At 52.9% G+C, this 14470-nt stretch carries 13 protein-coding genes; 7 read left to right on the top strand and 6 right to left on the bottom strand.

What is annotated here, in order from left to right; genetic code table 11:
- Positions 1-383 precede the first annotated feature (383 nt).
- Complete coding sequence (locus tag HCZ99_RS16665; protein ID WP_167448154.1) at positions 384-1412, bottom strand: HNH endonuclease signature motif containing protein; 1029 nt, start codon at positions 1410-1412, stop codon at positions 384-386.
- Positions 1413-1667: 255 nt separating this feature from the next.
- Here HCZ99_RS16665 and HCZ99_RS16670 point away from each other — a divergent pair, with 255 nt between their 5' ends.
- Complete coding sequence (locus HCZ99_RS16670; protein WP_167448155.1) at positions 1668-2171, top strand: DUF2971 domain-containing protein; 504 nt, start codon at positions 1668-1670, stop codon at positions 2169-2171.
- A gap of 93 nt (positions 2172-2264) precedes the next feature.
- On the opposite strand, the gene katG is transcribed toward HCZ99_RS16670, so the two are convergent.
- Entirely contained in the window at positions 2265-4448 is a 2184-nt protein-coding gene (gene katG / locus HCZ99_RS16675) for a catalase/peroxidase HPI (RefSeq protein ID WP_167448156.1), read from the bottom strand.
- A 533-nt stretch (positions 4449-4981) separates the two neighbouring features.
- On the opposite strand from katG, the gene HCZ99_RS16680 reads away from it, so the two are divergent.
- The 3 genes from HCZ99_RS16680 (at position 4982) to HCZ99_RS16690 (ending at position 7957) form a co-directional block, all read left to right on the top strand.
- Entirely contained in the window at positions 4982-5995 is a 1014-nt protein-coding gene (locus HCZ99_RS16680; protein ID WP_167448157.1) for a cation diffusion facilitator family transporter, read from the top strand.
- Between the two features lie 174 nt (positions 5996-6169).
- On the top strand, positions 6170-7138 hold the full coding sequence (locus HCZ99_RS16685; RefSeq protein WP_167448158.1) for a 2-dehydro-3-deoxygalactonokinase: 969 nt from the start codon (positions 6170-6172) through the stop codon (positions 7136-7138).
- Between the two features lie 159 nt (positions 7139-7297).
- Positions 7298-7957 carry a 2-dehydro-3-deoxy-6-phosphogalactonate aldolase gene (locus HCZ99_RS16690; protein WP_167448159.1) on the top strand — a complete coding sequence of 220 codons (660 nt, stop codon included), beginning with the start codon at positions 7298-7300 and terminating at the stop codon, positions 7955-7957.
- Positions 7958-7985: 28 nt separating this feature from the next.
- On the opposite strand, the gene HCZ99_RS16695 is transcribed toward HCZ99_RS16690, so the two are convergent.
- On the bottom strand, positions 7986-9590 hold the full coding sequence (locus tag HCZ99_RS16695; protein WP_254869680.1) for an inverse autotransporter beta domain-containing protein: 1605 nt from the start codon (positions 9588-9590) through the stop codon (positions 7986-7988).
- A gap of 294 nt (positions 9591-9884) precedes the next feature.
- Between HCZ99_RS16695 and HCZ99_RS16700 the strand changes: the two genes are divergently transcribed.
- The 3 genes from HCZ99_RS16700 (at position 9885) to HCZ99_RS16710 (ending at position 11584) form a co-directional block, all read left to right on the top strand.
- Positions 9885-10667 carry an SDR family oxidoreductase gene (locus tag HCZ99_RS16700; protein WP_167448160.1) on the top strand — a complete coding sequence of 261 codons (783 nt, stop codon included), beginning with the start codon at positions 9885-9887 and terminating at the stop codon, positions 10665-10667.
- Between the two features lie 170 nt (positions 10668-10837).
- A complete protein-coding gene (locus tag HCZ99_RS16705; protein WP_167448161.1) occupies positions 10838-11110 on the top strand; it encodes a GIY-YIG nuclease family protein in 273 nt (90 codons plus the stop codon).
- Between the two features lie 126 nt (positions 11111-11236).
- Complete coding sequence (locus HCZ99_RS16710) at positions 11237-11584, top strand: hypothetical protein (protein ID WP_167448162.1); 348 nt, start codon at positions 11237-11239, stop codon at positions 11582-11584.
- 83 nt (positions 11585-11667) lie between these two features.
- Here HCZ99_RS16710 and HCZ99_RS16715 read toward each other — a convergent pair whose 3' ends face one another.
- From HCZ99_RS16715 to HCZ99_RS16725, 3 genes are all read right to left on the bottom strand, one after another.
- Positions 11668-12771, bottom strand: a complete 1104-nt coding sequence (locus HCZ99_RS16715; protein WP_167448163.1) for an ABC transporter substrate-binding protein — start codon at positions 12769-12771, stop codon at positions 11668-11670.
- Positions 12772-12934: 163 nt separating this feature from the next.
- Entirely contained in the window at positions 12935-13570 is a 636-nt protein-coding gene (locus HCZ99_RS16720) for a CDP-alcohol phosphatidyltransferase family protein (RefSeq protein ID WP_167448164.1), read from the bottom strand.
- 180 nt (positions 13571-13750) lie between these two features.
- Entirely contained in the window at positions 13751-14461 is a 711-nt protein-coding gene (locus HCZ99_RS16725; RefSeq protein WP_167448165.1) for a GNAT family N-acetyltransferase, read from the bottom strand.
- Positions 14462-14470 lie beyond the last annotated feature (9 nt).

Below are 14470 nucleotides of genomic sequence, written 5' to 3' on the forward strand. Positions count from 1 at the left end.
GCGGGGTGGAGCAGCCCGGTAGCTCGTCAGGCTCATAACCTGAAGGTCGTAGGTTCAAATCCTACCCCCGCAACCAATAAAAAGACCCTGTCACCTTCGGTGGCAGGGTTTTTTATTGCCCGCAGCGATAGTCTTAGGCTTACGCCAGCTTCGCAAAGAACCTACGATCTTCCTGCGTTATGAGCCTGTGCTCATAACTTGAAGGCTGAGGCTGTTAAGAAATCGCTCCAGTGGAGCGATTTTAAGCCGAAGGTCGAGCACGGCGAAGCCGCGCGCAGACTGCGTCACGCCGCATACTCCAAAACATCCATCATCATCCGCTCGCCCTTGTGACGGGCTTTTTTACGGGTGCAATAGTCATATCTTTTCGTATCTAAAATTACTTAAATATCATTTCGTATGGGGTCTAAAAGTTCCCTGTAATTGAAGTCGGAATTGTTTGTTTGAAAGAAGGTATAAAGATCTCCATTGTCTGGAATAGCAGGGGTCTGTGCCGTGGAGCCGATACAAAGTGGGGTTATGTTTAGTTGGTAACGTATGTGTATTCCGTTTTCTGAGTTTATACTCTGATATGAGTGTAAAAGCCCAATTCCTGTCCAGCGACCTCTTTCTCCCAAATGAAGAAAGGCACTAGTGCTATAAAAATAGCGCGCATCGAGTAGTAGGCAGGTTTCAATGTATATTTTCTCGTATGGGTCTTCTCCATCGTAGACTTCGCGCCGTAAAGTTGGTTGAGGGCCAAAAATTTGCCCATCACTTTCAACGAACTCATTTTGGTCAGGAATATCTTTCCCACTAAACTCACCTGTAAAACAAACATAGCTACCTAAATGGGAGCGAGGATCAACTGCGCCAGTCTCAATAAGTGCTAAGTCAATCGTTTGGGTGGAATTAATCACAATAGATATACAGTCATCTATTGAATCCCGCATTTCCATATGATCTGTCCAAGAAATCGAACTTTTTTCATTGTGCCAAAGGGTGTTTAGGCATTTGCCATTACTCTTAAATCGATGGCTTAATGCGCTCAATATATTCTTACCGGTGATCTGCTTGTATAGTGGCCCTAGGCGATGAAGGTGTGCATATAACCATTGATGGGGAGTTAGGTCTCTGCTTATTAGATTTGCCAAGCTCGTGCATTTTTCTTGCCAGTTTTCCTTCATTATTATCAGATCACCATGAGCGATTTTACGACGCATAGTTGAAGTTTCATGGATGTCGGCATGACACTCTTTGCAAACCCCAATTAGGTTGCACTCATCGTTGTTAGATGGATCTTTGTCTATGTGGTGTATGTCGGCAATTTTACGGTGTTCAGGACAAACTGCACATCGGTAGAATGCTTTTATCAATACAGATGACACCACCGATTTAGGAGGGCTGACACGATGCTTCCTTTTATCAGGCAAGACTATGCATCCTTTTTAAAGCGTCATTAGGCAGGGGGCTACCAAGATTGATGTATTGGACTAATGATGTCTATTTTTGCATGCAATTATTGCCAGAAAGCAACTTTTAAGTGTCGTGAGGGGGAGTTTTATAAAATGGGAACAAAGAGTTTACGCCGGTACACAAGTTTGGCATCACTGGTTCACATATTGCTCGAACGAAAGTTAACTCTGCTAGACCCAAGTGGATGGGATGATCGTAATGACCGATACTTCATGGAAATGTATAAGAAAAAGAAAAGACTGCAGACCTTAGTCGCGCTGTGCCTTTGTGAAGAGAGTGAAACCTTCCATCACTGGAAAGTGTTTTCATCAGGGGGAGAGGGAGTTTGTATCGAATTCAATAGAGGTGCCCTAGACGATGCTGCAAGCAAAGTGACGGGAATACAGATCTCTCCTGTGAACTATGTTCAGATCAAAGATGCTAGGAAATTCCCTCCAGAACTTGATCAACTCCCCTTTACCAAAAGATATCCGTATAATGCGGAGAAAGAAATTAGGATCATTTATGAGAGCGAAAAAGAAAAATTTCCCACTTTTGATCTGCCAATTGAGTTATCAGCAATACAGCGAATTACTCTGAGTCCTTGGCTTCCCGTGCCATTAAAAAATTCTGTTAAGAAAACATTAGAGCAGATTGATGGATGTGCAGGTTTGAGAGTTTACAGGTCCACGTTGCTGGAAAACGAGCAATGGAAAAAAGTTGTTCAGGAGCTGTAGCCCCAAAAAAACACCCCCAGCCAAAAAAACCGGGGGTGTTCCCATCTCAGAGCCCAAAAGCTCCTTTCAAAACCATCCTAAAGGCGCATCACCTCAGGCGAGATCAAACCGATCCGCATTCATCACCTTGGTCCACGCGGCCACGAAGTCTTTGACAAACTTCTCGTGGTTGTCGTCTTGGGCATAGACCTCGGCATAAGACCGCAGGATCGAGTTTGAGCCAAACACCAGATCAACGCGCGTTGCGGTCCATTTGGTGTCGCCCGATTTGCGATCCACGATGTTATACGCATTCGGCCCCGCCGGTTTCCAGCTATAGGCCATATCGGTCAGATTAACGAAGAAGTCGGTGGTCAATTGGCCGACACGGTCGGTGAAGACGCCGTGTTTGGTGCCGCCATGGTTGGTGCCAAGCACACGCATGCCGCCGACCAGCACGGTCATTTCAGGCGCGGTGAGGCCCAAGAGCTGCGCGCGGTCGAGCATCATTTCCTCGGGGCTGACGACATAGTCTTCTTTGGCCCAGTTGCGGAAGCCATCGGCCAAAGGCTCCATGGCGTCGAAGCTGTCGGCGTCGGTCATTTCGTCGGTGGCATCCCCGCGACCCGGTGCGAACGGGACGGTGATGGTGACACCGGCATCATGGGCGGCCTTTTCAACCGCGGCCGAGCCACCAAGGACGATCAAATCAGCGATCGAGACTTTCTTGGCCAGACCAGACTGGATGCCTTCCAGGGTTTTGATGACTTTCGCCAGACGGTCGGGTTCATTGCCCGCCCAATCTTTTTGCGGGGCGAGGCGGATCCGTGCGCCATTGGCTCCGCCGCGCATGTCAGAACCACGATAGGTGCGCGCACTGTCCCACGCGGTTGCAATCAGCTCCGCCGAGGAAAGGCCAGAGGAGAGCAATTTCGCCTTAAGGTCGGCAATTTCGGTATCTGACAGGGTGTAATCGACCGAGGGGATCGGGTCCTGCCAAATCAGGTCTTCTGCCGGCACGTCCGGGCCGATATAGCGGGCTTTCGGGCCGAGGTCACGGTGGGTCAGTTTGAACCAAGCACGGGCAAAGGTTTCGGAGAAATATTCCGGGTCCTGGATGAATTTCTGGCAGATCGCGTTATAGGTCGGATCAACCTTCATCGCCATGTCGGCATCGGTCATGATCGGGGTTTTGCGGATCGACGGGTCTTCGACGTCAACCGGCATGTCTTCTTCTTTGATGTTGATCGGTTCCCACTGCCATGCGCCAGCCGGGCTTTTTTTCAATTCCCATTCATAGCCAAACAGAAGGTCAAACCAGCCCATATCCCACTGGGTCGGGTTTTTGGTCCAGGCGCCTTCGATGCCAGACACCACGGTATCTCGGCCAATGCCACGGCCCTTGGTGTTCATCCAGCCCATGCCTTGGGCGGTGACGTCGGCGGCTTCTGGTTCTTCACTCAGGTTCGCCGCATCGCCATTGCCGTGACATTTACCAATGGTGTGACCACCGGCGGTCAGGGCCGCGGTTTCTTCGTCATTCATTGCCATGCGGGCAAAGGTTTCGCGGACTTGCTCGGCGGTTTTGGCCGGGTCTGGCTGCCCGTTGACACCTTCTGGGTTCACATAGATCAGGCCCATCTGAACCGCGGCAAGCGGATTGGTCATGGTTGAGGGTTTGGACACATCGTCATAGCGCTCGTCACTTGGCGCGAGCCATTCTTTTTCCGCACCCCAGTAAATGTCTTTTTCCGGGTGCCAGATGTCTTTACGGCCAAAGGCAAAGCCAAAGGTTTTAAGGCCGGCCACTTCGTAGGCAATCGTGCCCGACAAAATTATCAAATCGGCCCAAGAGATTTTGTTGCCGTATTTCTTTTTGATCGGCCACAAAAGGCGGCGGCCCTTATCGGTATTGACGTTATCGGGCCAGGAGTTCAGCGGGGCAAAGCGCTGATTGCCAGTACCGCCACCACCACGGCCATCAGCCAAGCGATAGGAGCCTGCGGCGTGCCACGCAACGCGGGCAAACATGCCGACATAGCTGCCCCAATCGGCGGGCCACCAATCCTGGCTTTCGGTCATCAGCGCGCGGAGATCGTTTTTAACCGCCTCAACGTCGAGCTTTTTGACTTCTTCGGCGTAATCGAAATCTTCGCCAAGTGGATTAACCTTGGTGTCATGCTGGTGCAGGATGTCAAAATTCAGCGAATTGGGCCACCAATCGGTCACCGTGGTGCCCAAGGCGGTTTGACCGCCATGCATGACCGGACATTTCCCTGTTGATTGTTTTCCGTCCATTTTTCTCTCTCCGTCGTGGCTTGGATGGTTCAAGCGGTTTATTTGCTGCTATATGCGTCAAAGGCGATTGCGTGACCCTTTGGCGGGCGCGGATGTTTGGACTTGGGCCTGATTGCGCAGCGGCACGGTCGGGGATCGCAAATTTTGGTGCAAAACCCGATCAGCGCACGCAACAGGCCTTATCCTAAAAGGTAATCATCAACTCAAAGAGTGCAACGAGGCACGGCTGTTTAAATCTTGTGTCGATGGTGTATGCCATCGATGAGTAAAGGTAGCAGCTGGGCCTGTGATAGTTGAAATAGTTATTTTTTGTATTTTTAATAGTTTTTGTCGATTTATGGGTCGGCGTTGCGTTTATTGGGGAGTTAGTGCGGGGAGGGGGAGCGTTGCCACAGTGCTGCTCCAGTGCTGCCACGTGACTTTTTTGCAAAACCGTTTAGACTGCTGGCTAACTCATTTGCCTGTTGGCTTTTTTATTTTCGCTGGGTGCGTGCCTTTGGCCGTACACGGCACAAAACGGATATTATTAACGCATGTCTCATTCTTCCAAGGGGGCCATTTATATGGCAGCCGCGGCCAATCTGTTGATTGCTGTGGCAAAGTTTGGCGGTGCAATGATTACGGGCTCGGCGGCGATGATGTCAGAAGGCATTCACTCGTTGGTCGATACCGGTAATCAGGGGCTGTTGCTGCTGGGGTTGAAACTTTCCACCAAAGAACCCGATGAAAAACATCCGCTGGGATATGGCAAGGAAACCTATTTCTGGTCGTTCCTGGTCGCGGTGATGATTTTCGGTCTCGGTGCTGGGGTTTCGATCTGGGAAGGGGTGGATAAGGTCATTCATCCCCACGCACTTGATGTGCATGTGGTCGCGACATTCTTCGGGTTTGATATCCGCACCTATCACGTGGTGTTTTCGATCCTTCTGATTGCCATTGGCCTTGAAGGGGCGGCATTCCGCACGGCCTATATCACGTTCCGCGCACAGCATCCGAATATGCCGATCATAGAAGCGGTCCATCGCAGCAAGGACCCGACGGTTTTCGTAATTTTGTTCGAAGATTCGGCGGCGTTGCTCGGCCTGATGGTGGCCTGTATCGGGATTGCCGCGGCCTATATTTTGGAAATGCCGGTTTTGGATGGCGTGGCCTCGATTTTGATCGGGATTATTTTGGCAATCACGGCCTTTTTCCTGGCGGTCGAGTGCAAGGGCCTTTTGATTGGCGAAAGTGCCAATGCCCAAAGCCGTAAAAAGATCGATGCGATTGTTGCCGCGATCCCCGGTGTATCGCGCGTCAACGAGATCATCACCTTGCATCTTGGTCCCAAGGACCTGATTGTCTGTGTTAGCCTTGATTTCCTCGATAAGCTCAATTCCCCGCAGGTAGAGGAATCCGTCTCGCGGATTGAAACCGATATCCGTAAGGCCGTGCCCGAAGTGTCCAAGGTCTTTATCGAAGCGCAAAACTGGCTGTCGCATCAGGATTTGCTTGATCAAGTCCGCCAAGCCAAAGAGGCCCAGACAGAGGCACAAGCACCTAGCTAATCTGCCGTCTTCCCTTTGCGGCAGTGCCCGGCATGTCGGCTGGGCACATGCCAAAAAAGGATGGCTTCATAACATTTCCGATTATTGCAGGGCGGGTGATTGACCACCCGCCTTTGCAATAGTATGAGGAATGAAAAGACAAACAAAAACATCGCAAGGGTGGGCCGATCGGATATGGATATCAACACAGTAGCCACATTACCCACATGGATTGCCGTTGATTGGGGGACGTCGAACCTTCGGGTTTGGGCGATGGATGACAACGCGAACATCCTTGCTACCCAAAGCAGCCCGCTTGGCATGAACGCGATTGCCGGTGACGATGCCCTGTCTTTCGAAGGGGTTCTGATCGGCTTGATCGACGATTGGCTGCCAAAGGAAACGGATGCCGCCAAGGCCGCCCCAATTTCCGTCGTTATCTGCGGCATGGCCGGGGCAAAGCAAGGCTGGGTTGAGGCACCCTATTGCGATGTGCCCGCCCGCCCATCTGATTTGGCACAAGGTGCCGCAGCCCCCAAAACATCCGATCCGCGCATTGCCGTATCGATCCTGCCCGGCTTGTGTCAGCGCGACGATGCTGACGTGATGCGCGGCGAGGAAACCCAGCTTGTCGGCTTTATGGCTGCACACCGCAATTTCGCCGGTTGGGTTTGCCTGCCCGGCACCCATTCAAAATGGGCGCGGATTGATGCGGGCCAAATCACCGGTTTTCGCACGTATATGAGCGGGGAGGTCTTTGCTCTGCTGTCGCAAAACTCGATCCTGCGCCATTCGGTGACAGACGATGCTTGGGATGACGCGTCCTTTGCCGATGCGGTGCGCGCCGCCCATGCCGCGCCAAATGGATTTTTACATACCCTCTTTACCGTGCGTGCGGCGGGATTGGTGGCCAATGGCCATGCAGTGCCGTCTGGTGTGTCTGTTCTGTCGGGCACGGTGATCGGTGCGGAAATCGCGGATGTGATTGGTATGCTAAAACCCAACGAGGCGATTGCACTGGTCGGCGATGGCAAGCTTGCCGGGCTGTATCGTGCGGCCTTGGCCGTGCATGGCATAGAAGCCAAGGCGGTTGACGGCGAAGCCATCACACTGGCCGGCTTAACGCAGGCGCATGAGGTGCTTTCGGCGCAAGGCAAGGGTTAAAGACCGTCCGGGGTCGGGCGGATAAATGCGATTTGTAAATGTGCGACCTACAGGACCGGCATAAACATGTCTGGCATAAAAAGTGCCGCAATAGGTTGATACTTATTCCAGCGCGATTTCCCAAAACAGGGCCGCGCAGTCACAAAAGGAACAATGACGATGGCAATTCCAACACCGGTTAATGGGCAGATCACAGATGCGGTTGCCCCGACGCGCCATCGCAGCCTGATCGCGATTTTGCGCGGGGTCACCCCGGATGAGGCCGCTGACATGGCGCGTGCGTTGGTTGCGGCTGGCATCACCATGATCGAAGTACCGCTAAACTCGCCGGAACCGCTGAAAAGCATCACCGCGATGAAAGAGGCAGTTGGCGACGCGGCGATGATTGGTGCTGGCACAGTCCTTACCCCCGATGACGTTGCCAATGTCAAAGCCGCCAACGGCGAATTTGTTGTCTCGCCCAATTGCGATACCGACGTGATCAAAAAAACCAAGGAACTTGGTATGGGCTCTTGGCCGGGTGTTTTGACCCCCACCGAATGCTTTGCCGCGATCAAGGCCGGTGCAGATGGCCTTAAGATTTTTCCGGCCAGCATCATCGGGGCAGAGGGCATCAAGGCCATGCGCGCGGTTCTGCCCAAAGAAACCCCGGTTTACGCGGTTGGCGGTGTCGGTCCGGATGATTTTAGCGTCTACGCCAAGGCGGGCTGCGATGGCTTTGGCCTTGGCTCAGGCATTTTTAAACCGGGCATGACCGTCGATGACGTGTCAAACGCCGCCGTCGCCTATGTCACCGCACATGATGCGGTGTTTGGCTGAGGTTTTTGCTGTCAATTCGCCGCTTATTCTAAGGGCAATTGATGGTGCTAAAGCCTACAGAACCTGTCGGTGCCGCAGAAAAGAAACAGCTACCATCATTGGTCGTGTTCCCGGTTGATGCGTCGTTGAAACTTGTTCCTCCGTTACCGGTAATAACTCTGTTGGTGCCGGCGGTTGAAACTGAAAACCTGTTGTTGGCAATGGTCGCATTGGTGGCGTTTCCAACAACAATTCCGCTCGTAGTGGCGGTATTGGATGATGCCGATAACGTGTTGTTACGAACGACCAGATTTGTTGAGCCACTGGCTGCGATGGCAACGCTACTCGTTGTCCCATCAAAGGACGTAAGTGTGCTGTTTTCGATTGTGACACCGGTTGTGTTGTCAGCGCGAACGGCAAAAGTGCCAATCCCATTATTCGAATTGCTGACGGTCATGCCGATCAGTTTGGTATTATCTCTCATCAGCAGTGTGTAGGGGTTATTTTGGTTCGTCGCCGCGATTTTGCCGCCAGAGACGGTCAGGACCGCTTCCCGACCGGAAGGGGATTTAACAGTGATATTGCCGGACCCGACAAGAGTTTGACCGGCAACCATATTTACCTGATCATCTACAGCAATTGCCCCGCCGATGATAACCGTGCTGGCACCTGCTGTCGTCAGGGCATTATTCAAGTCATCTGTATCGGCCACCGATGATGCGGTGATAACCGTCAAAGCTTGGCCATCGGCGGTTCCGGTTGCGGTTTCAGTTGGGCCAAACGCGCCAGCCTGAGTGACAACATCAATATCGCGGACCACCGGATCGGTCATGCGCCGTTCCATCGGTGAAAGGCGTTTGCGGCCTGCGCCAAAGAATTGCAGCGGAATGCGCAAGCGTGCTGTAACAAATCCCTGAGAGCCACGTGGTTTGTCATGTTGCCATTCGCTGCCTATGGAAAAGCGCGATCCGTTCCAAAGCCAGGGTACCTCGTCGAATGTCATTTCAGATCGCAATCGCGGGCCGGTAACGTCGGCGACTTTGTCGGCAAAGAAATGATATCCCCCGGCAAACAACCGGATTTGCCGCGGTTCTTCTGGTTCATAGACCGGAAGACGCCAGCCGATTTCAACATCATAGCCGGCCATGCTGCGTTCTTCGCCGCCACGGAAGCTGATGGTTGTGCCCGACAGGCTGGCTTCGCTCAAGGCGTCAACGTTGCGAACACGTCTGCCCTGCGGGATATAGGCGTTGGTACGAAAATCCCAGTCGGTTGAAAGCGCTTCCGCCCCAATTGTTACTTGATTGAAGTGATTGCCCCATTCGCTTTGACGGCGATCAAAATAGGCAATGCCACCCAGATTCCAGCCACTTTCATGCATGTGTCGGACGCCAAGGCCGAAATTGCCTTCGCGGCTGTTGCTGTCATCAAATCGGGTCCGCAGACTGGTAAACAGCAATGTGTCGTCGTTTTGAAGCATCGGGACGAATAAATCCGCCTCACCAAGGGAACGGTCGGTGCCAGCTTTGCCTTCGACATCAAGATGCGCGCCCCACTTCTGGCGGCTGTTATCCTGTGCATGGCATTTGTCTGCGGTCATCAAAAACACAGCACATGTTGCAATCACCACGCAGCTTAGAGTTTGCTTGTTCAAATACAAATCCCTCCTATTCGTCTTTGCCGTCTCCAAAAGGCTAAAAGACGTTCCCCAGCCCTGATATCCTGCCAGAGCATTTGTTTAGAATAAACTCTCTATAGTAGAGGAAGTGTTATGGCAACATCTACCAATAGCATGTTCGTATGGGGTGTGATGTGCTCTGGTATGCCCTGCCGCAAAAAGACCGTATGCCCCATTTCATGAAAAAGAACCGCGATCGGGTTTGACCGGGCGGTTCGGTGCGGGCTAAATTCCAGCCATTGTCTGAATTCCTGAAAATGGGAGGATCCATTGGATCTTGGAATCAAGGGCCGCAAGGCCATCGTTTGTGCGTCATCCAAGGGGCTTGGCCGCGGCTGTGCGATCAAGCTGGCAGAAGCCGGTGTTGACCTTGTGCTTAATGCGCGTTCCGAAGGGCCGCTTAATGAAACGGCGGAACATATTCGCGATACCTTTGGCGTCAATGTCACCACGGTCGCGTGCGACATCACCACCGAAGATGGCCGTAACAAGGTCCTCGCCGCCGAAGGCGCGCCTGATATTCTGGTCAATAACGCCGGTGGTCCGCCCCCGGGTGTCTGGTCCGATTGGGGCCAGGCCGAATGGGAAGCCGCCGTTCAATCTAACATGCTGACGCCGATCTTGCTGGCAACTGCCGTTTTGCCCGGCATGATTTCGCGCAAGTGGGGCCGGATCGTGAACATCACGTCTGGTTCTGTGAAATCACCGATCCCCCATCTTGGCCTGTCCAATGCCGCCCGTGCGGGTTTGACCGGCTTTGTCGCCGGTACTGCCCGTCAGGTCGCCAAGGACGGTGTGATTATGAATAACTTGCTGCCCGGTCAGCATGACACGGATCGCATCAATGCGCTGATGACCAATCGCGCCAAATCCGAAAATATCAGCCTTGATGAAGCCCGTGCGAAAACTCAGGCCGGCCTTCCGACTGGGCGCTTTGGTGATCCAGTTGATTTTGGCGCGACCTGTGCCTTTATGTGCAGCGAGCATGTGAAATTCATGGTTGGGCAGAATGTGTTGCTTGACGGCGGTGCGTTTAATTCCACCATGGGCTGATATGTCGCCTTTCGTCACAGGGCGGTCTGCAAACGCCCATTTTCTGCGCTTCCGGTGCTCACGTACATTAAGTACGCTGCGCGCCGGTTCTCGCAAATACGCGTTTTCGACACGTCCTGTAACGAAATCCAACACATCATCATGTACCCAACACAAAGGGTGGGGCTAGCATGGCGTCCTTTACTTTTGTGTATGTGCTGCGTGAATTGGGCTTTGATCCCGCAAACCGCCGCACCAAATTGCCCCGGACCTATGTCGGCTGGTCGACCGATGTCGAGGCGCGCCTTGCCACCCATAACAGCGGCAAGGGGGCGAAAACCACGCGGGGGCGACAATGGGAATTGGTCTATGTCGAGCGGTTCCGAACGTTCGGGCAAGCCATGAGCCGCGAATGGCACCTAAAACGCGATCGCAAATTGCGCAAGGTGCTGGCAGGCGGTTAAACCGCTTTACAAAACGGAGCGCGCGACTGTCATTCAAACCGTCGTTCAAATCAGGACTTGCATCATCGCGCCAACTAACAGATATGTCCTTGCAAATATCGTCTTTTAACTAGGGTAAGATCCGTCATGGCCATCGTTCGTAAAAATCCGCTGAAACTCAACAAGCTGCAGCTTCGTACTCTTGTGCTGGCACAGATCATCGCCAAGGATCCCAATTCAGGCAAGATTGACGAGGCCACCGGCGAAGGCACCCTGTTGCGTGTTCCCCATGCCCATGGCGATCACGTCCATGTGGGGCAGTTCACGGTTTCTGCCCGCGACGCCAGCGGTTTTGAAAACCCGGCCGTTTGGGTGGCCCTGACCCGCAAAGGTCTGGTCAAGGAAGGCTATCCGGGCAGCCTCGTTCTGACCAAGGAAGGCATGGAATATGACACCGGCCTTGGCGATCATTTCCTCGAAGAAAGCGATCACTAAGCCGATCACGCCGGTTTCTGATACGACAAAGCCCCGCAGTTGCGGGGCTTTTTGCGTAACGGGTCTAACGGGAAGGGGGGATGTTATTTCACCCGAATGAATTTGCCGTCTTGGATGGTCACGAAATAGATATCGCGGTTGCCATCGCCAAACTGATCAAATTCCAAGTCCTGATTAAGACCCGGTTGTGCAGGCAGTTTTTCAAGCGCATCGGCAAGGGTTTGATCAGGATGTTTGGTTTTCATCGCCGCAAACAGAACCGTTGCCGCGTCATAGGTCAAAACCGATGTATAGCCCGGCACCTCATCAAACATCGCTTTGTAATCGGCAATGAATTTCTGAAAACGCGGATTGGTATCATATCGGTCATAGGCCTGAACCAGTTCCATCCGCTCGACCGCTTCGCCACCTTGGGCAATAAGCCCCTCTGTTCCGGCCCATTCGGCTGCGGATAGGGGGATATCAGGTGAAATTTTGCGGATTTCCTTGGCAAGTTTTGCGCTATCGGCCCCATTGGTGATCAGCACAATCGCATCGGGATCATCCGCCAAAAGGTCGCGCGCCACATCGGAAAGCGGCGTGTCATCGGTGTTGATCCAGATTTTGGAAATCACCCGCCCGTCAAGGCCATCAAATTCAAGCAAGAATTCCTGATACCAGCTTTCGGTAAAGGCCTCGTTCTGGCCATCGAGCACCGTGGCAACCCGTTCGCGGCCAAGTGCGATATTGCGCCTTGCATAGGCGCGGGCATTTTCACGGGTTGTCGTGTTCATGCGAAACAAATTGTCGCGGTAACCGGCAAATTCGGCGGCCGAAACCGTGGGCGACACGGTCACGATATCAAGCTCGTTAATCACCGGCAGCATCGCCATCCCGATGGAGCTGATAATCGGGCCGACAATCGCATCAACGCCAATATCCTTAAATTCCCGCACAATTTTTTGTGCTTCTTTGGGGTCTTTAAGGTCATCACGTGGGAAAATTTCAATCATCCGGCCATCAATGCCGCCGTCATCGTTGATCTGTGCCGCCGCGAGTTTCAGCGCGTTTAACGACGTCGTTCCGGTATCGGCACCCGCACCGGTTAATTCGGCAATGAAACCAATTTTAATCGGCCCGGACTCATCACAGGCCGTAACAAGAAAACACCCGATAAAAAGGGCAACCACGTTCCTGATAAACTTCATTCCACGCCTTACACTTATCGTTGTTATTGTTGTTGCATCCCAATCCCCATCAGGATGCTGTCGGGTAATCTGCAATGTTTCTTTTACCCGACAGTTGTTCGATATGGCATTCTACCTTGGGTGGTTCAAGGGTGATCGTGGCAGAAATAGTGCCAAACACGGCTTAGCCAAAATCACGGCGGGCTTGTAATACGCGGCCAAATGTCGTCATCAGGCACAAAGCCCCAAACACCCCGGCAATCTGCGGAAACCATTTCGGAAACACACAGATCAGGCATAAAACAAGGATGGTCTCGCTGCCTTCGGTGATCCCGGTCAGGTAAAAGAAGCTCTTTTTGCCTTGCGCGTCGTGATTGCGGCCTTGTTTGGCGGCAACAATCGCATAGGCCAAAAAGCTTGATCCCGTGCCGACAAAACAGAAAATCAAAAACGCCGCCATAAGCGCGTGTTCGGGCCGTCCAATGGCAAACGCAAGGATGATGCCCGAATAAAACAGGAAATCGGCAACAATGTCGTAATAGCCGCCAAGATCGCTTTCCTGGCTTTTGGCCTGTGGATGGCGCGACCGCGGGGCCGCATGGCGCGCAACCGCCCCATCCAACCCATCCATGATACGGCTGGCAAGGATAAGCCCAAGGGCAACGTAATCAAGCTGAAGCACCAGCGCACAGGCCGCCAAAAGGCCCAGGAAAAAGCCAAAACCCGTTACGATGTTTGGCGTGATGCCGGTCCCCGACAGGGTTCTGGCAACCGCATTGAGCGGCTTATCAATCAGTGGGCGCAGACGGGCATCAAACATCAAAATATCATCCGGTTAAACCATTTGCTGCGCGACTATAAGCGCAACGCAACCGAATTGAAAATGACAGGATGTAACTGCGCCGTGATCACGCCAAACATCGGACGGCTTGGGGTATAAACGAACGCATGTCCGGGCGGATGCCCCCAAAGATATAAGCCCGTACCTTAACGAATGGCTTTATCCGCGTAGATCTTGCAATCGTTGGCGCTGTTTGCCGTTTTCATCGAAATTGTCCGGCGCCATCCAGGCTTCAAACGCCGCGCGGATTGCGGGCCATTCGGTGTCGATGATCGAAAACCATGCGGTGTCGCGGTTGCGCCCCTTATAGACAATCGCGTTGCGAAACGTCCCTTCATAGGTAAAGCCATATCGCGTCGCCGCCGCCCGTGACGGGGCATTTTGATCATCGCATTTCCACTCGTACCGACGATAGCCCAACTCATCAAAGGCCCGTTTCATCATCAGATACATGGCCTCTGTCCCGCCAATGGTCTGCGACAGGGCCAGGGCATAGTTGATGTTGCCAACCTCAACCACGCCATTGGTCGTATCAATGCGCATAAAGGCGGCAAGCCCCACGGCCTTGTTGCTGGCCTTGTCAATAATCGCATGCAACATCGGATCATTCCCTGCTGCCATACCTTCAAGCCATGCCTTATAAGCCTCAAAATCGTCAAACGCGGATGTCGAAAGATAGGTAAATCGACCGCCATCCGTGGCCACCTTGTTGGCCTCAAACAGATGCCGTGCATCGCGTGCCACATCAATCGGGCTGACAATCACATGATCACCAACCATGTCGCTGCGGGGTGGCGTCTCACAGCCGTGCCAGTTTTCAACCGGATGGCCAACTGGGTTACCAAATTCGTCTTTGTGGGGCGTGGTCATGGGGCGCAC

This window comes from Thalassospira lucentensis, assembly GCF_011806425.1.
GTDB classification, from domain to species: Bacteria; Pseudomonadota; Alphaproteobacteria; order Rhodospirillales; family Thalassospiraceae; genus Thalassospira; species Thalassospira lucentensis_B.